13 protein-coding genes are annotated in these 17539 nt (G+C 65.9%); 5 read left to right on the top strand and 8 right to left on the bottom strand.

Features of this window, described 5'->3' with window-relative positions; genetic code table 11:
- Positions 1-191 precede the first annotated feature (191 nt).
- The gene (locus PMI15_RS15085) at positions 192-1103 is read right to left on the bottom strand and encodes a LysR substrate-binding domain-containing protein (protein ID WP_007870651.1); all 912 of its coding nucleotides are present in this window, start codon (positions 1101-1103) and stop codon (positions 192-194) included.
- A 131-nt stretch (positions 1104-1234) separates the two neighbouring features.
- Between PMI15_RS15085 and PMI15_RS15080 the strand changes: the two genes are divergently transcribed.
- The 5 genes from PMI15_RS15080 (at position 1235) to PMI15_RS15060 (ending at position 6880) form a co-directional block, all read left to right on the top strand.
- Positions 1235-1825, top strand: coding sequence for a cysteine dioxygenase family protein (locus PMI15_RS15080; protein WP_007870647.1), 591 nt, complete (start codon positions 1235-1237; stop codon positions 1823-1825).
- Between the two features lie 66 nt (positions 1826-1891).
- Positions 1892-3487 (top strand): rhodanese-like domain-containing protein, encoded by a 1596-nt coding sequence (locus PMI15_RS15075; protein WP_007870634.1) that lies wholly within the window; start codon positions 1892-1894, stop codon positions 3485-3487.
- A 65-nt stretch (positions 3488-3552) separates the two neighbouring features.
- Positions 3553-4548, top strand: a complete 996-nt coding sequence (locus tag PMI15_RS15070; RefSeq protein WP_007870631.1) for a tripartite tricarboxylate transporter substrate binding protein — start codon at positions 3553-3555, stop codon at positions 4546-4548.
- 27 nt (positions 4549-4575) lie between these two features.
- A complete protein-coding gene (gene metC, locus PMI15_RS15065) occupies positions 4576-5781 on the top strand; it encodes a cystathionine beta-lyase (protein WP_007870630.1) in 1206 nt (401 codons plus the stop codon).
- Between the two features lie 88 nt (positions 5782-5869).
- Positions 5870-6880 carry a YeiH family protein gene (locus tag PMI15_RS15060; protein WP_007870629.1) on the top strand — a complete coding sequence of 337 codons (1011 nt, stop codon included), beginning with the start codon at positions 5870-5872 and terminating at the stop codon, positions 6878-6880.
- Between the two features lie 7 nt (positions 6881-6887).
- Here the strand turns inward: PMI15_RS15060 and oppF are convergent, their stop codons facing one another.
- From oppF to PMI15_RS15025, 7 genes are all read right to left on the bottom strand, one after another.
- Positions 6888-7877: a murein tripeptide/oligopeptide ABC transporter ATP binding protein OppF gene (gene oppF / locus PMI15_RS15055; protein WP_007870628.1), complete on the bottom strand. Its 990-nt coding sequence runs from the start codon at positions 7875-7877 to the stop codon at positions 6888-6890.
- Positions 7870-8874 carry an oligopeptide/dipeptide ABC transporter ATP-binding protein gene (locus PMI15_RS15050; RefSeq protein ID WP_007870627.1) on the bottom strand — a complete coding sequence of 335 codons (1005 nt, stop codon included), beginning with the start codon at positions 8872-8874 and terminating at the stop codon, positions 7870-7872. The genes oppF and PMI15_RS15050 overlap by 8 nt, the downstream gene beginning before the upstream one ends.
- Positions 8875-8882: 8 nt before the next feature.
- Positions 8883-9812, bottom strand: coding sequence for an ABC transporter permease subunit (locus tag PMI15_RS15045; protein ID WP_007870624.1), 930 nt, complete (start codon positions 9810-9812; stop codon positions 8883-8885).
- 11 nt (positions 9813-9823) lie between these two features.
- The gene (gene oppB / locus PMI15_RS15040) at positions 9824-10744 is read right to left on the bottom strand and encodes an oligopeptide ABC transporter permease OppB (protein ID WP_007870621.1); all 921 of its coding nucleotides are present in this window, start codon (positions 10742-10744) and stop codon (positions 9824-9826) included.
- Between the two features lie 161 nt (positions 10745-10905).
- Entirely contained in the window at positions 10906-12519 is a 1614-nt protein-coding gene (locus tag PMI15_RS15035; RefSeq protein WP_007870618.1) for a peptide ABC transporter substrate-binding protein, read from the bottom strand.
- Positions 12520-12861: 342 nt separating this feature from the next.
- Complete coding sequence (locus PMI15_RS15030; RefSeq protein ID WP_081499621.1) at positions 12862-14358, bottom strand: efflux transporter outer membrane subunit; 1497 nt, start codon at positions 14356-14358, stop codon at positions 12862-12864.
- Positions 14351-17530: an efflux RND transporter permease subunit gene (locus PMI15_RS15025; RefSeq protein ID WP_007870608.1), complete on the bottom strand. Its 3180-nt coding sequence runs from the start codon at positions 17528-17530 to the stop codon at positions 14351-14353. Before PMI15_RS15025 ends, PMI15_RS15030 begins: the two co-directional genes overlap by 8 nt.
- Positions 17531-17539: the final 9 nt, after the last annotated feature.

The raw sequence follows: 17539 nt of genomic DNA, 5'->3' as shown, positions 1-17539 counted from the left end.
CGCGTCCGGCAAGGGTACACCGAGCCAATGCAAGTGCCGCATCCCTTCGCAAGTTTGGCTTCTTCATGTGGCTTGCGTCCAACAATTTGTTACGGCCGCATGGTTACGAAGCCACGATCACCCTTGATTTGCGCAGGCGCTCTTGCGCAAGTAAGTAGAAAGTAGAACACCGGCAATTCGCCGGCGATGCGCTAGTCGCCCGGCATCGACCCTGCCCTGCCCGCAGGCATCGCAGGGTCCGCCGCGCTGCGGATCAAACCGAGGTTGGCCTTGAGCATGTCGAACACCTTGCGTGTGACCGGGTTGATGACGTTCCTGCGAATGAACAGGTAATAGTCGAGGTCGGGCAGCCGCGGCAGGCCGTCGTTTTCGCCGAGCACGCGCAGCTCGGGCCCCGCCGTTTCTATGCCGCGCGCGGTCACGCCCAGGCCGGCGCGCAGCGCGGCCTTGATGCCGATCAGGCTGGACGCGGTGTAGTTGGGCGACCAGGGGATGCCGGCCGCATCCAGCGCCTCGCGCGCCAGCCGGTGGAACACGCTGGGCCCTTCCACGAGGATCAGGGGCACCGGCTTGGAGCGGTCATGCACATAGCTGGCCGAACACAGCCACACCGTGGGCGAGGTGCGCAGCACCACGCCGTCCAGCCCCGGGTCGTTGCGGTTGGAAATGCTCATGTCGATCTCGCCGCGCTTGAGCGACTCCATCAGGAAGGGGCTGCGCCCCACGTGGATGTCGAGCTGCAGCAGCGGCGAGACGCGCGCCACCTGCGCCAGCAGCGTCGGCAGCATGTTGTCGGCCACATCGTGCGGCGCGCCTATGCGCAGCACACCCTCAAGGCTGCCCTGCTGCAGGCTGCGCAGCGCATCGTCGTTGATGGCCAGCAGGTGGCGCGCGTACTCGAGCAGCTTGCGCCCGTGCGGCGTCAGCCGCTTGCTGCGCCCCTGTTTTTCGAACAGCGGGTGGCCGATCTGGTCTTCCAGGCGCTGCATCTGCTGCGTCACCGCCGACTGCGTCTTGCCCAGTTGGACCGCCGCGCCGGCAAAGCTGTCCTGCTCGTCAATGGCGACCAGGGACCTCAGCAATTCCAGGTCAAGGGTTTTCATGCGAGGACCCTCCTCGGGGCTGTCTTCATATTACGAATGCTAATGCGTTTATCTCTATTTCTGAGTTGTTTGAAAAATATGACTTGACTATATTAAGCCCTTCAAACCGGAATTTCACCGAGGAAACGCCCATGAACACCGCAACAGCAGAGCGCAGCCAGGTAGTTGGCGCCGCCATTCAAAACATTAAACTTATTGTTGGAAGCGGTGAAGCCAACCGCCAGTCCCTGGCCAAGGTGCTGGCGGTGCTGAACCAGCTGGCCGACCGCAGGGATCTGTGGAGCGAAGCCGAGTTCAATGCCCCCGTCAGCCCTGAACTGCAGGCGCGCTACCTGATCGCTGAAGACGCCGACCAGAGCTTTGCGCTTTACCTCAACGTGATGCGTCCCGGCAAGCGCATCGTGCCGCACAACCACACCACCTGGGCCTGCATCAGCGCCGTGGAAGGCACGGAACTGAACCGCGTGTACGAACGCCAGGACGACGGCTCGGTGCCGGGCAAAGCGCAGCTCAAGGAAGTCAGCTCCGTCGTGGTCGAGCCCGGCACGGGCATCGCGCTGCTGCCGGAAGACATCCACTCGGTTGAAATTCCCGCGGGCCAGGTGATACGCCACCTGCACATGTACGGCCGCGCGCTCGAGACCCTGACCTCGCGCACCAGCTACGACATGGAAAAAGGCACGTACGAAACCATGGGCATCGGCGTGCAGACCCGCCGCTGAACGCCCCGTACTTCACGCCCTTTCCTTGAATTTTCCGAATCTCCCGAACCCACACGCATTTATCCCATGACACGTTTTGTAGACGCGGCCACGCTCAAAGCCTGGCTGCACGACGGCGAAGAAATCGCCTTGTTCGATGTGCGCGAGCACGGCCAGTACGGCCAGTCGCATTTGTTCTACGGCATCACCCTGCCCTACAGCCGTCTCGAGCTGGATGCGCCGCGCCTGGCGCCGCGCAAAGGCGTGCGGCTGGTGGTCTATGACGAGGACGGCGCCAGCGCCGCCCCCCTGGCCGCGCGCCGCCTGGCCGCGATCGGCTACAGCAACGTGCAGGTGCTGCAAGGCGGCACCGCCGGCTGGCAGGCTGCCGGCTTTGCCCTGTTCGCGGGCGTCAACGTGCCGTCCAAGACTTTCGGCGAACTGGCCGAGCAGGTCTACCACACGCCCCGGGTCAGCGCGACCGAACTGGCGGCCATGATCGAACGCAAGGACGACGTCGTGGTGCTGGACGGACGGCCGTTCTCGGAGTTCCGCAAGATGAACATCCCGACGGCGATCAGTTGCCCCAACGGCGAACTGGCCCTGCGCATACGCGACCTGGTGCCCAGCGAGAGCACTCACATCGTGATCAACTGCGCGGGCCGCACGCGCAGCATCATAGGCGCGCAGACGCTGATCAACCTGGGTGTGCGCAACCCCGTGTCGGCACTCGAAAACGGCACCCAGGGCTGGTACCTGGCCGACCTCAAACTCGAGCACGGCGGCACGCGCCGCTACCCGGAATCGGCGCAGCCTGCCGGCACTGCCGACATGCGCGCTGCGGCCCAGGCCCTGGGGCAGCGCTTCGGCGTTCCCGTCGTCGACGCACAGACGGTTCGCGGCTGGGCCGGCGACAAGCAGCGCACGCTGTTTTTATGCGACGTCCGCAGCCCCGAGGAATTCGCGCAAGGCAGCCTGCCCGGCGCGCAGCACACGCCGGGCGGCCAGCTGATCCAGGCCACCGACCAGTATGTGGGCGTGCGCAAGGCCCGCCTGGTGCTGTTCGATACCGACGGCATGCGTGCGCTGACGGTGGCAAGCTGGCTGCGCCAGCTGGGCCATGACGCCAGCGTGCTGGGCCAGGGCCTGGCCAGCGGCCTGGCCCTGCCCGCCGCGGCGCCCGTGGCCTTGCCCGCACTGCCCGCCACCAGCGCGCAGGCGCTGATGGACGGCCTGGCCGACGGCAGCATCTGCGCCGTGGACCTGCGCCCCAGCATGCAGTTCCGCCAAAAACACATCGCGGGCACGCGCTGGTCGATACGGCCGCGCCTGACGCAGGCCCTGGCCGGTGAGCACCGCCCGGTAGTGCTGATTGCCGACGAACCCGCCGTGGCAGCCTGCGCGGCCGTGGACCTGCAGGCGCTGGGCCTGAAGCCCAGCCTGCTCGAAGGCGGCCTGGACGGCTGGCGCGCCGCCGGCCTGCCGCTGCAGGCCTCTGAAAACATTCCGGCCGACAGCGACTGCATCGACTATCTGTTCTTCGTGCACGACCGGCACGACGGCAACAAGGAGGCGGCCCGCCAGTACCTGGCCTGGGAAGTCAACCTGATCGGGCAGCTCGACGCGCAGGAACTCAAGGCGTATCAATTGCCCGAAGCCGCCGCCGCGCACACCCACGCCTGAGGCCGCCGGCCCGGCGCCCTCGTCCTTCTTTTTTCATTCTTGCTTCCATCCATTCAGGAGCCCTCATGCTTGCCCAGCTGAAATTCACCGCCGCCTCACTTTGCTGCGCCCTGCTCGCCGTGCACGGCGCCACGTCCGCGCAGCCAATGCCCCAAGTCGGCGGCTTCCCCAACCAGGCCATCAAATTCGTCTCTCCCTTCCCGGCCGGCGGCGGCAATGACGCTACCACGCGTTTTGTGACCACCCGCCTGTCCGACATCACCGGCCAGAGCGCCATCGTCGACAACCGCGGCGGCGCCGGCGGCAACATAGGCGCCAAGGCCGTGGCCGACGCCAAGCCCGACGGCTACACCGTGCTCACGGGCCAGGTCTCGCTGATGGCCGTCAACCCGACGCTGTACGCCTCGCCGGGCTTCGATCCGCTGAAGAACTTCCTGCCCATCACCCAGATCAACGCCGCGCCGCTGGTGCTGGTGGTGCCCAGCAATTCACCCCTGAAAAGCTTTGCCGACCTGGCCGCGCAAACCAAGGCCCCCGGCGGGCGCGTCACCTACGCCACGCCCGGCAACGGCACGCTCTCGCACCTGGTCGGCGTGGTCCTGGAAAAGGACAGCGGCATCGGCATGACCCACGTGCCCTACAAGGGCGCGGCGCCCGCCATCACCGACCTGCTGGGCGGCCAGGTGGACGTGCTCATCACCTCCACCGCCTCGGTGTCCAGCTTCATCCAGAACGGCAAGATGCGCGCCCTGGCCGTCACCAGCCCGCGCCGCATCGGCGTGTTCACCAAGGTGCCCACGCTGGAAGAGCTGGGCTACAAGAACACCACCTTTGAAGACTGGTACGGTTTCTTCGCACCGGCCGGCACGCCTCCCGAACGCGTGGCCTACCTGCACGACAGCATCGTGCGCGCCCTGAAGACGCCGGAAGTCAGCAAGCTGATCACCGACGGCGGCAGTGAAGTGGTCGGCAACACCTCGGCGGCCTTCGCCACGCAGCTCAAGGCGGACATCGCCCGCTGGTCGCGCGTCGTCAAACTCTCGGGCGCCAAGCTAGACTGATCCCCCGTTCACCAAAGCTGCCCCGACATGAACAAAAAATCGCCGCCGGCCAACTTGCCCAGCCCTTCCTCCCTGACCCGCCTGGTCCACGCCGGCAAGCAGCCGGCCTATGAGGGCGGGCGGCCGGTCAACCCGCCGGTGGTGCGCGCCAGCACCGTGCTCTTCGACAGCACGGTGCACCAGCGCGAGATGCGCCAGCGGCGCGGCGAAGAACGCGTGTTCACCTACGGGGCCCGCGGCAACCCGACGAATTACGCGCTGGAAGACATGGTCAGCGAGCTTGAGGGCGCCTACCGCACGCGGCTCTTCCCCACGGGCCTGGCTGCCATCGCGATGACGCTGCTGGCCTACCTCAAGCCCGGCGACCATGTGCTGATGTCGGACGGCGTCTATGAGCCGGCGCGCAAGCTGGTCGAGTCCTTCCTCACGCCCTACAACATCCGCTGCACTTTTTTTGCGGCCGACGGCAGCGACGTGGAGGAAAAAATCGAACCGGACACCCGCATGGTGTACACCGAATGCCCGGGCTCGCTGGTCTATGAGATGTGCGACCTGCCGCGCCTGGCCGCCATCGCCCATGCGCGGGGGGCGCTGCTGGTGGCCGACAACACCTGGGGATCCGGCTACCAGTACCGCCCGCTGGCGCTGGGTGCCGACGTGTCGGTCATGGCCGCGACCAAATACCTGTCGGGCCATTCCGACGTGATGATGGGCACCGTCGCCACCACGCAAGCCGCATGGCAGGCGCTCAACGAGCGCAGCGACGCCTTCGGCATGACGGTGAGCCCCGACGACGCCTTCCTGGTGCTGCGCGGCACGCGCAGCATGGCCGCCCGCCTGGCCGTGCATGAAAGCGGCGCGCTGAAGGTGGCGGCCTGGCTGCAGGCGCGCAGTGAAGTGGCGACCGTGTTCTGCCCGGCCTTGCCAAGCCACCCGGGCCATGCCATCTGGCAACGCGACTGCAAAGGCACCAACGGCCTGCTGTCTTTCGAACTGCAGCAGGGCTTCGACCAGGCCGCCGCCGAGCGCCTGATCGACGGCCTGCGGCTATTCGGCCTGGGTGCCTCTTGGGGCGGCTATGAAAGCCTGGTCACGCTGGCCAACCTGCGCAACGCCCGCAGCGTGACCGACTGGTCGGGCCGCGGCCAGATCATCCGGCTGCACATCGGGCTCGAAGACCCGGCCGACCTGCTGGCCGATTTGCAGCAGGGCTTTGCCGCGCTGCAAGCCTGAACCCGGGGGCCTTGAGCCCCCTGTTCCGTGTCTCGCGCCTTCGAGGCGCCTCTTCCCTTCGTTTCTTTTCCACGAGGTTTGCACGACCATGCCCAGCGCTGCGCGTTCCTGGCTTCTTCACACCCGCAGCCTGTGGCCGGGCCTGGCTTTGCCGCTGCTCATCATGCTGGGCGCGACCTTTCTTTCCGAGCACTACGGCGGCCCGCAACTGCTGTACGCGCTGCTGTTCGGCCTGGCTTTTCACTTCCTTTACCAGGATGCGCGCTGCCGGCCCGGCATAGAGTTCTGCGCCAGGACGCTCCTGCGCATAGGTGTGGCGCTGCTGGGCGCGCGCATCACGCTGGCGCAAATCGGGCAGTTGGGCATGGGGCCGCTGGCCACCGCGGTGATCGCCGTTGCCAGCGCCATCGCGCTGGGCGCCTGGCTGGCGCGGCGCCTGGGCCTGGGCACAGACTTCGGCCTGCTGTGCGGCGCAGCGGTGTCCATCTGCGGCGCATCGGCGGCCCTGGCCGTGGCGGCCGTCATGCCCAAAACGCCGGACAACGAGCGCCACACGCTGTTGACGGTGGTCGGCGTCACAGGCCTGTCGACGCTGGCCATGGTCGTCTACCCGCTGCTGGCCAGGATTTTGCGGCTGGACGACAGCGGTGCCGGCATCTTCCTGGGCGGCACCATCCATGACGTGGCGCAGGTCGTGGGCGCGGGCCTGATGATGTCGCATGAGACCGGCGACGTCGCGGTGATCGTCAAGCTGTTTCGCGTCACGCTGCTGGTGCCCGTGGTCGCCGTGCTGGCCTGGTATTGGCGCAGGCGCAGCAGCATCGGCGAAGCCGGCCCGCGCACGCCGCTGCTGCCCTTCTTCCTGGTCGGCTTCATGGCGCTGGTGCTGGCCAACAGCCTGGGCGTGGTCACGCCGCGGCTCAACGAGGCACTGGGCCAGGTCTCGCGCGTCTGCCTGGTGGTCGCCATCGCGGCGCTGGGCATCAAGACCTCCTTTGAGGAACTGGTCAAGCTGGGCTGGCGGCCCATGGCGCTGATGCTGATCGAGACCTTGTGGCTGGTCGCTATCTTCGCGGTCTACCTGTGCGTCTTCCGGTGAAAAGTCTTCAGGCCAGCAGGCAGGCCGCATCCGTCTGATCGCTCAGGCGGCGTAGCGCCGGCACTTCCTCGGCGCAGCGCGCAATCGCCAGCGGGCAGCGCGTGCGGAACACACAACCCGAAGGCGGCGACATGGGCGAAGGCAGGTCGCCCTGCAGCAACTGGATCACCTTTTTGCGCTCCAGCGCCGGGTCGGGAATCGGGATGGCCGACAGCAGGGCCTGGGTGTAGGGATGGCGCGGCGCCGCGTACAACGCTTTTTTGTGCGCCACTTCCATTTCATGTCCGAGGTACATCACCAGGATGCGGTCGCTGATGTGTTTGACGACGGCCAGGTCGTGCGCGATGAAGATCAGCGCCAGGCCCATGGACTTTTGCAGCTCCTTGAGCAGGTTGATGATCTGCGCCTGGATGGACACGTCCAGCGCCGACACCGGCTCGTCGCAGATGATGAGCTTGGGCTCCAGGATCAGGGCGCGCGCAATGCCTATTCGCTGGCACTGGCCGCCGGAGAACTCGTGCGGGTAGCGGTTGATCTGCTGCGGCATCAGGCCGACGCGGCCCATCATGGCCTTGACGCGCTGCATCACCTCTACCTCGGCCATGGCCGGGCGGTGTGTGCGCAGCGGCTCGGCAATGATTTGCGCGATGGTCATGCGCGGGTCCAGCGAGGCCAGGGGGTCCTGGAAGATCATCTGGATGTCCGCCCTGGCCGCCTGCCAGGTGTCGCTGGAGGCCGTTGTCATCTCCCGGCCCATCCAGGCAATACTGCCGGCGGTGGCCGGGATCAGGTTCAGCACCGCGCGTGCCAGCGTCGATTTGCCGCAGCCCGACTCGCCCACCACGCCCAGGGTTTCGCCGGCATGGATGTCGAAGGAAATGCCGTCCACGGCCTTGAGGATACGGGCCGGCGACCAGGGCCAGGCGCCGCCCGCCTTGATCCTGAAGTGCACCTGGAGGTCGCGCACCGACAGAATGGGTGGGGCGGCCTCACGCATGGCTGGCCTCCTTCGCCGCGAGCTCCGACACAGCCTGGACAGACCGGTGGCAGGCCCTGAGCACGGCCGCATCGTGTTCGGCCGGCAACAGCGCGGGCAAGATCTCGATGCACTGCTCACTGGACAAGGTGCAGCGCTCGCTGAACGGGCAGCCTTTGGGCAGCTTCGCCATATTCGGCGGCGCGCCGGGGATGGCGACCAGCGTTTCGCCCTCCGCGTCCAGGCGCGGTATGGCGCCCAGCAGGCCCACGGTATAGGGATGCGAGGCGCGGTAAAAAATGCTGTCGGCGCTGCCCTGCTCCATCACGCGCCCGCCGTAGAGCACCATCACCTCGTCGCACAGGCCCGCCACCACGCCCAGATCATGCGTGATCATGATGATGGCGGTGCCGAAATCGCGCTGCAGCTCGCGCAGCAAGGCGATGATCTGCGCCTGCACCGTGACGTCCAGCGCGGTCGTGGGCTCGTCGGCGATCAGCACCTCGGGCTCGCACAGCAAAGCCATGGCGATCATCACGCGCTGGCGCATGCCGCCCGAAAACTCATGCGGGTACATGGTGATGCGGCGCGCGGCTTCGGGGATCTTGACGGCATCAAGCAGTTGCACCGAACGGGCGCGCGCCGCCTTGCGGTCCAGGCCCTTGTGGAACTGCAGCACCTCGGTCATCTGCCGCTCCACCGTGAGGTAGGGATTGAGCGAAGTCATGGGGTCCTGGAAGATCATGGCCACGCGGTTGCCGCGTATCCTGTTGAGATCGGCCGGCTTCATGGCCAGCAAATCCTGTCCCTGGTACAGGGCCTGGCCGGTGGCCCGGCCGTTGCTGGCCAGCAGGCCCATCATGGCCAGAACGCTCTGGCTTTTGCCGGAGCCGCTTTCACCGACGATGCCCAGGGTCTGGCCCCGGTCCAGCGAAAAGTTGATGCCGTTAACGGCGTAGACCAGCCCGTCCTGGGTCTGGAACTGGACGCCGAGATTCTTGACTTCGATCAGGCTCATGGTGCGGGTCAGCGTTCCTTGGGGTCCAGCGCATCGCGCAGGCCGTCCCCGATGTAGTTGAAGCAGTACAGGGTCAGCGACAGCAGGCCGGCCGGAAACAGCAGCATCCAGGACGAAACCTCCATGACGGATGCACCATCGTGGATCAGCACGCCCCAGCTTGTCATGGGCTCCTGAATGCCCAGCCCCAGAAAGGACAGCACCGACTCGACCAGGATCACGGTCGGCACGGTGACCGTGGTGTAAATCACCACGATGCCCAGCAGGTTGGGAACGATGTGCTGGAAGATGATGCGCCGCGTCGGCACGCCCAGCGCCCTCGCCGCCTCGATGAACTCGCGCGAGCGCAGCGACAGGGTCTGGCCGCGCACCACGCGCGCCATGTCCATCCAGGAGAACACCGTGATGGTGATCACCACCAGGTAGAAGGCCCGCCCCAAAATGGTCACCATCAGGATGGCGATCAGCAAATAGGGAACGGCGTACATCATGTCGACCACGCGCATCATGAAGGCATCCACCTTGCCGCCTATAAAGCCCGCCGTCGCGCCCCAAACGATGCCCAGCGTAACGGCCGACAAGGTGGCCAGGAAACCCACCAGCAGCGACACGCGTCCGCCGACCAGGCTGCGCACCAGCAGGTCTCGGCCCGACTCGTCGGTGCCGAAAAAATGCGCGTTCTTGAGCGTAGGCGGCAAGCTCATGGCGTCCCAGTCGGCGGCATCGAAGGCATGCGGCAGCAGCCAGGGGCCGGCGATGCAACACAGCGTGATGAAGGCCAGCAGTCCCAGGCTGAACACCGCCGCCTTGTTGCGCAGAAAACGCACGCGGGCATCGGTCCAGGGGCTGCGCCCCGCGATGTCGGCCGGCGCCACTGCCAGCGTGTTGCCCAACGCCGCGGCCAGCCGGTCTTGTTTGTTTTTGGTCCTGAACAGCATGGCGTTGCGCTTCAGTACCGGATCTTCGGGTCAAGCAAGGCGTAAGCCAGGTCGACCAGCAGGTTGAGCGTCACGGCGATCACGGTCACCAGCACCACCAGGCCCAGCACCAGGGTGTAGTCGCGGTTGGCGGCGCCGTTGACGATCAGCTTGCCGATGCCCGGCAGCGAGAACACCGACTCGGTCACGATGGCCGAGGTGATCGAGGAGATCGCCAGTGGGCCCATGACGGACACCACCGGCAGCAGCGCGGGCTTGAGGGCGTGGCGCAGGATGACGGTGCGCGTGGGCAGGCCCTTGGCGCGCGCGGTGCGTATGAAGTTGCTGTGCAGCACCTCGATCAGGCTGCCGCGCATGACGCGCCCTATGGTGGCCACATTGATAAAAATCAGCAGCAGCATGGGGAGCACCATGAAGCGCGGCGAAAAGTCGTCCCAACCGCCGGCCGGCGCGATCTTGAGCCAGACCGCGAACACCAGGATCAGCACCGGACCGATCACAAAGGACGGGAACACGTGGCCCGCGTTGCCGAGCAGCATGACAAGGTAGTCGATGGCGCTGTTCTGCCGCAAGGCGGCCATGGTGCCGAGGAAAACGCCGACAAACAGGGAGATGATGATGGCGCCCCCACCTATCGCCGCTGAAACCGGCAGCGCCTTGGCCACCAGCTCGTTGACCGACCAGTCGGCGTAGCGGAAGGAGGCGCCCAGGTCGCCGTGCAACAAACTGTTGAGGTAGTACAGGTACTGCTGCCACAGCGGCAGGTCGAGGTGGTACTTGGCCTGCAGGTTGGCCAGCACCGCCGCGGATACCTTGCGCTCGTCGTCGAAAGGGCCGCCGGGCGTGCCGTGCAGCAGGAGGTAGCAGACGGTGACCACGGCCAGCAAGGTCGGGAGGGTCGCCAGGGCGCGCCTGAAGGCGTATGACCACATGAGGATATCTCCGGGCTAGTGTGAATGCATGAGCGCATGAAGGCGTGGACCGGATACAGCTTGGCCCTGAACGGCCGGCATGGCGTCAGAAAGATCCTGGAAAGCGGTGAAAAGCAGGTCAGGGACAGGCAGGCGCGCGGCGGCGCCTGCCCGGCCGACCATCAATGCTTGACGATGTACAGGTCCTTGCCGCGGTAGCGGTCCAACGCGTTGTTGGTCGAATAGCCGCCCACATAGGGCTTGACCAGGCGCGGCACGGTGTACTGCAGCAGCGGGATGATGGGATAGTCCTCCATGATCATCTTCGCCGCCTGGGTCAGCAGGACCTTGCGCTTGGCCGGGTCCATGGACTGGTTGCCTTCGTCGATCAGCGCGGAGGCCTTGCGGTTGCAGCTGTTGTGGTAGTTCTGGTCGGAATCGCACTGCACCAGCGTGAGCCAGGTGGTGGCATCGTTGTAGTCGGCGATCCAGCCGTTGCGGGCGATCTGGTAGTCCTTGTCGGTGCGTTTCTTGATCAGCACCTTGAACTCCATGGCCTCGAGTTCAACGTCCAGGCCCAGCTTGGTCTTCCACTCGGAGGCCGCGAAGATGGCCATCTTCTTGTGGTAATCGCTGGTGTTGTAGGAGAACTTGAGCTTGGTGCCTGGCGGTAACGCGGCTTCCTTGAGCAGCTTCTTGGCTTCGGCAATACGTTTGTCGGCGGGCCACTTGGCCCAGTCGTAGGCGGTCACGTCGGCGCCCGAGGTTCCCTTGACGATCACGCCGTAGGCCGGGGTCTGCCCGTCGGCCGTGACGCGCTGCGCCAGGATGTCGCGGTCCAGCGCCATGGACAGCGCCTTGCGCACGCGGATGTCCTTGAGGGCCGGGTCCGCATTGTTCAGCGAGTAGTAGCGCAGGCCCAGCATGTCGGTGTTGCGGATCTCCTTGGGGTACTGCGCCTTGTACTTGTCGTAGGTGCCGGGCGGGAGCTGGTAGACCCAGTCGTTCTCACCCGACTCATAGAGCTTGACGTCGGCATTGCCGTCCTCGACCGAGAGGTAGGTGATCTTGGTGAGCTGGACGTTCTTTGCATCCCAGTAGGCGGGGTTCTTGGCCAGGATGATCTTGCTGTTGACCTGCCAGTCCTTGAGCGAAAAGGCGCCGTTGTTCACCATGTTGGCGGGCCGGGTCCAGTCCTTGCCGAATTTTTCGATGGTGGCCTTGTGCAGGGGCGCGAGCTGGGGGTTGGAGACGACCTCGGGCAGGAAGTTGACCGGGAAAGGCGTCTTGATTTCCAGGGTGTAGGGGTCGACGGCCTTGACACCCAGTTCGGTGACGGGCTTCTTGCCTTCGATGATCTCTTTCGCATTGAGCAGGAAGACGCCATAGGTGGAGGCGTATTTCGAGGCGGTCGCCGGGTCGACGAAACGGCGCATGCTGTAGATGAAGTCTTCGGCGGTCACAGCGTCGCCGTTGGACCACTTGGCGTTCTTGCGCAGCTTGAAGACCCAGGTCTGCGGGTCGACCTGCTTCCAGCTTTCCGCCACGCCGGGCACGATCTTGCCGTTGTTGTCCGCGGCGCACAGACCTTCGAACATGTCGCGGATCACGTTGTTGGCCGGAACGCCGGTCGCCAGCGCGGCGTCCAGGGTTTCAGGCTCGGAGCCGTTGTTGCGTACCAGTTCCTGGGTCTCATGCAGCTTCACGCCGGCGGGCACGTTGGCCGCGGCGGCCAGGCCGGCAGAGGCCAGCAGCACGGCGCCGGCCAGGGTTTTCATCGTCCAGTTTGAGTTCATGCTTGTTTGCACTCCCGAATAAAAAACCGGCGGGCTTGTGGCCCGCCGTGGTGGATGGAGCATCTCGCCTCCCATGGGGGGCTCGACGTTTGGCCTGTTGGTCGGCGCGAATATACCGCCGCCCCCGAGGCCGCTTCGTAGGGAGTAACCCTTCAGCAATTAGCATGCCTTGTCGCTTAAGAGACCTCGCGGCGGAAGGCCGGCGCAGATACATTCGCCACACTTGCTCACAAATGAAGATGGCGCGCGCAGGACGATGTCGGGCCGCAGCCGGGAAATCGGCAAAAAAAACCCGCCCCTTTTGAAAGGGAGCGGGCGGCCAGGATTTGGCGGCGAACGGTTTTAGCGGCTGAGCTGGGTGTCGGCCTTCAGGCTCAGGGCTTCTTCAGGAGGCGGCTCCTTCCAGCCGCCGCCCAGCGTCTTGTAGAGCGTGACCTGGCTTTGCAGCTGGGCCAGGCGGGTTTGCACCACGGCCTGGCGCGCGGTAAACAGCGCGCGCTGGGCGTCGAGCTGGTCCAGGTAGCTGGCCACCCCGTTCTGGTAGCGCAGGTCGGCCAGCTTGAAGCGCGTGGCTTCGGCGTTGGCCTGGGCCTGCTGGGCACGCAGCTGCTCACCCAGGGTGGCACGGCCGGCCAGGGCATCAGCCACTTCGCGGAAAGCCGTTTGGATGGATTTTTCGTACTGGGCGACGGCGATATCGCGCCCGGCGTTGGCCGAATCCAGGCCCGCACGGTTGCGGCCCGCGTCAAACAGCGGCAGGATCAGCTGCGGCGCCATGGTCCAGCCGTAGGAGCCGCTCTTGAAGAGGCCGTTCAAGTGCGAGCTGGCGCTGCCGGCGCTGGCCGTAAGCGAAATGCGCGGGAAGAAGGCAGCGCGCGCCGCGCCTATGTCGGCATTGGCGGATAGCAACAGCTGCTCGGCCTGGCGCACGTCGGGGCGGCGCGTCAGCAGGTCCGAAGGCAGGCCGGCGGGCACGTCGACCATCAAGGGCGCATCGGCCAGGCCTTTGCCGGCCGGCAGGGCCACGGCCAGTTCGCCGGTGAGCGGCTGTCCGATCAGCAAGGTGAGGGCGTTCAGGTCCAGCGCGCGCTGCCGCACCTGCTGGGCCAGTGAGACGCGTGCCGCCTCGGTCAGCGACTCGGCCTGGCGAAAGTCCAGTTCGGAGCTGACGCCGTTGTCAAAACGCAGCTTGCTGAGCTTGAAGGATTCCTCGCGCGTGACCAGCGTCTGCTGCGTGATCGCCAGCAGTTCCTCGTCGGCCAGCAGGCTCAGGTAGGTGTTGGCCACCGCGGCGATCAGGCTGATCTGGGTGGTCTTGCGCGCTTCCCCGGTCGCCAGGTACTGCGCCAGCGCCGACTCCTTGAGGGCGGCGACGCGGCCGAAGAAATCCAGCTCGTAGGAGGTCATGATCAAGCCACCGGTGTAGGCGCTGGTGATGCTGCCGTTGCCGTTGGCATTGGGCTGGCGCGAACCGGTGATGCCGGCGTTGATGGTCGGGAACTGGTCGGCGCGCTGGATCCGGTACTGCGCGCGTGCCTGCTCGATGTTAAGCACGGCGATGCGCAGGTCGCGGTTGTTGCGCAGCGCCGCATCGATCAGCTTGCGCAACTGCGGGTCGCTGAAGAAGGTCTGCCACTCGATGTCGGCCGCGGCCGGCGTGTTGGCTGCGGCCGGGCTACCTGTGGTGGCCTTCGCCGACTCGGCGATCCAGCCCGAGGCGGTGGGGTATTGGTCGGCCACCGGGGCGGCCGGCCGCTCGTACTTCGGGATCATGGAGCAACCGGCGAGCAATGCCGCCGTGGCCAGCGCCAGAAGTTGTGGGAGCCTTGTCTTAGTCATGGGCCTTGCCTTCATTTCCTTCCTCTCCGGTGATGCCTGCCGCCTTGGCATGCTCGGAATACATCCTGTTTTGCCGTTCGCTGCCCTTGAAGAGGCCGCGCACCACCACGAAGAACACGGGAACAAAAATCACCGCCAGGGCCGTGCCGGTGACCATGCCGCCAATCACGCCGGTGCCGATGGCGCGCTGGCTCGCCGAGCCCGCGCCCGAGGCGATCACCAGCGGCACCACGCCCAGGCCGAATGCCAGCGAGGTCATGACGATGGGCCGAAAGCGCAAATGGGCCGCCGCCAGGGCGGACTCGATCACGCCCTTGCCCTGCGCCTGCAGGTCCTTGGCGAACTCGATGATCAGAATCGCGTTCTTCGCCGACAGGCCGATGATGGTGATCAGGCCGACCTGGAAGTACACGTCGTTCGCATAGCCGCGGAACAGGGTGGCCAGCAGCACGCCGATCACGCCCAGCGGCACGACCAGGATCACCGCCAGCGGGATGCTCCAGCTCTCATACAGCGCGGCCAGGCAGAGGAACACCGCCAGGATGGCGAAACCGTAGAGCAGCGTGGCCTGGGAACCGGCGAGTTTTTCCTCGCGCGACTGGCCGGTCCATTCAAAGCCGAAGCCTTGCGGCAGCTGGGCCGCGAGTTTTTCCATCTCGGCCATGGCGGCACCGGTGCTGTAGCCCGGTGCGGCGCTGCCGCCTATGCGCATCGCGGGGTAGCCGTTGTAGCGCACCGTCTGCATCGCGCCGGTGATCCAGCGGGTGGTGGCAAAAGCCGCAAGCGGAACGGGCTGCCCCTTGCTGTTGCTGGCGTTGAGCCTGAGCAGGTCGTCGGGCTGCATGCGCGCCGGCGCATCGGCCTGCACCACCACGCGTTGCAGGCGGCCCTGGTTCGGGAAGTCGTTCACATAGCTCGAGCCCAGCGAGGTCGACAGCACCGAGTTGATCGAGTCGAAGGTCACGCCCAGCGCGTTGGCCTTGTCGCGGTCTATGTCGATCTGCAGCTGCGGCGCGTCTTCCAGGCCGTCAGGACGCACCTGGGCGAGGACCGGGCTCTTGGAAGCCATGCCCAGCAACTGGTTACGCGCGTTGACCAGCGCCTGGTGGCCCGCGCCGCCGCGGTCCTGCAGGCGGAAGCTGAAGCCCGAAGCCGTGCCCAGCTCCGGAATCGGCGGCGGGCTCAGCGGGTAGATGAAGGCGTCGCGCACACCCATGAGCGCGCCGAAGGCGCGGCCCGCGACAGCGCTGGCCGAGTGCTGTTCGCCCTCGCGCTCTTTCCAGTCCTTGAGTGTCACGAAGGCGAGTGCCGCGTTCTGGCCCTGGCCCGAGAAGCTGAAGCCCAGCACGCCGACCATGCTTTCGACCTCGGGCTGCTTGAGCATGAAGCCTTCGACGGTCTGCATCACCGACAGCGTGCGCTCGTAGGTCGCACCCGGCGGCAGTTGCACGTTGACCAGCAGGTTGCCCTGGTCTTCATTGGGCAGGAAGGAGGTCGGCAGGCGCAGGTAGACCACCGCGACCGCGCCAATGATGGCCACGTAGATGATGAGGTAGCGCGCCGCGCGCTTGAGGATGCGCGCGACAACCCCTTCATAACTCTTGGCGGTGCGCGAGAAGCCGCGGTTGAACCAGCCGAAGAAGCCGGTCTTTGCGTGGTGGTGCCCGGCCTCGACGGGTTTGAGCAGCGTGGCGCACAGCGCCGGCGTGAGCGACAGGGCCATGAAGGCCGAGAAGGCGATGGACGACACCATCACCGCCGAGAACTGGCGGTAGATGTTGCCGGTCGAGCCCGCGAAGAAGGCCAGCGGCACGAAGACCGAGATCAGCACCACGGTCACGCCGATGATGGCGCCCGAAATCTGCTGCATGGCCTTGCGTGTGGCTTCCAGCGGCGGCAGGCCTTCCTCGGTCATGATGCGCTCGACGTTCTCGACCACCACGATCGCATCGTCCACCACGATACCGATGACCAGCACCATGCCGAACATGGTCAGCACGTTGATTGAAAAACCGAGCGCCAGCAATGTGGCAAAAGTACCCAGCAGCGCGATGGGCACCACGATGGTCGGGATGATGGTGTAGCGCCAGTTCTGCAGGAACAGGAACATCACCAGGAACACCAGGGCCACGGCCTCGAACAGTGTCTCGGCCACTTGCGAGATCGAGATCTTGACGAAACGCGAGCTGTCGTAGGGGATGCTCCACTTCATGCCCTGCGGGAAATAGCGCTCGAGCTCGGTCATCTTGGCGCGCACCGCCTGGGCCGAAGCCAGGGCATTGCCGCTGGGCGCGAGCTGCACGCCGATACCGATGGCCTGCTTGCCGTTCAAGCGCGCCGAGGTCGCGTAGGACTGGCCGCCCAGCTCGATGCGCGCCACATCCTTCAGGCGCACCGACGAACCGTCGGTATTGGCGCGCAGCACGATGTTGCCGAACTGCTCGACGTTGGCGAGCTGGCCGTTGACCACCACCGTGGCCGCGATGCCCTGCCCCGCCACATTGGGCCGGTCGCCTATGCTGCCGGCGGACACCTGGGCGTTCTGCGCGCGGATCGCGGTGTTGACGTCGTTGGCCGAAAGGCTCACGCCCTGCAGCTTGGCCGGGTCCAGCCAGATGCGCATGGCGCGCTCGCTGCCGAACAACTGGGCCTGGCCTATGCCTTTGACGCGCTGCAATTCGGGCACGATGTTGCGCGAGGCATAGTCGCCCAGCGCCACGGGGTCGTGCGCGGGGTTGTCGGACGACAGCATGGTGAACAGCAGGAAGTTGGAGCGCGACTTGTCGACGCGCACACCTTGCTGCGTCACCGCGGCGGGCAGGCGCGGCGAAGCGCGCGAGAGCCGGTTCTGCACGTCCACCTGCGCCAGGTCGGCGTTGGTGCCGGGCTCAAAGCTCAGCGTGATGCTGCCGGTGCCGTCGGCCTGCGCGACCGACTCCATGTAAATGAGACCGGGCGAACCATTCATTTCGCGCTCGATCACCGACAGCACGCTGTCCTCCAGCGTCTGGGCCGAAGCGCCCGGGTAGGCGGTGCTGACGACGATGGCGGGCGGTGCCACGGGCGGGTACTGGGCGATCGGCAGCTGCGTGATCGCCACGCCGCCCACCACCAGGATGAACAGTGCGATCACCCAGGCAAAGATCGGCCTGTCAATGAAAAACTTGGACATGTGCTGGGG

Source organism: Polaromonas sp. CF318 (genome assembly GCF_000282655.1).
Classification (GTDB): domain Bacteria; phylum Pseudomonadota; class Gammaproteobacteria; order Burkholderiales; family Burkholderiaceae_C; genus Polaromonas.
Note: the sequence above shows the minus strand (reverse complement) of the source record. Positions and strands in the feature narration are given on the sequence as shown.

Coding starts and splice junctions, on each gene's coding strand:
- PMI15_RS15085 (WP_007870651.1), bottom strand. CDS start 1,103: ATGAAAACCCTTGACCTGGAATTGCTGAGGTCCCTGGTCGCCATTGAC.
- PMI15_RS15080 (WP_007870647.1), top strand. CDS start 1,235: ATGAACACCGCAACAGCAGAGCGCAGCCAGGTAGTTGGCGCCGCCATT.
- PMI15_RS15075 (WP_007870634.1), top strand. CDS start 1,892: ATGACACGTTTTGTAGACGCGGCCACGCTCAAAGCCTGGCTGCACGAC.
- PMI15_RS15070 (WP_007870631.1), top strand. CDS start 3,553: ATGCTTGCCCAGCTGAAATTCACCGCCGCCTCACTTTGCTGCGCCCTG.
- metC (WP_007870630.1), top strand. CDS start 4,576: ATGAACAAAAAATCGCCGCCGGCCAACTTGCCCAGCCCTTCCTCCCTG.
- PMI15_RS15060 (WP_007870629.1), top strand. CDS start 5,870: ATGCCCAGCGCTGCGCGTTCCTGGCTTCTTCACACCCGCAGCCTGTGG.
- oppF (WP_007870628.1), bottom strand. CDS start 7,877: ATGCGTGAGGCCGCCCCACCCATTCTGTCGGTGCGCGACCTCCAGGTG.
- PMI15_RS15050 (WP_007870627.1), bottom strand. CDS start 8,874: ATGAGCCTGATCGAAGTCAAGAATCTCGGCGTCCAGTTCCAGACCCAG.
- PMI15_RS15045 (WP_007870624.1), bottom strand. CDS start 9,812: ATGCTGTTCAGGACCAAAAACAAACAAGACCGGCTGGCCGCGGCGTTG.
- oppB (WP_007870621.1), bottom strand. CDS start 10,744: ATGTGGTCATACGCCTTCAGGCGCGCCCTGGCGACCCTCCCGACCTTG.
- PMI15_RS15035 (WP_007870618.1), bottom strand. CDS start 12,519: ATGAACTCAAACTGGACGATGAAAACCCTGGCCGGCGCCGTGCTGCTG.
- PMI15_RS15030 (WP_081499621.1), bottom strand. CDS start 14,358: ATGACTAAGACAAGGCTCCCACAACTTCTGGCGCTGGCCACGGCGGCA.
- PMI15_RS15025 (WP_007870608.1), bottom strand. CDS start 17,530: ATGTCCAAGTTTTTCATTGACAGGCCGATCTTTGCCTGGGTGATCGCA.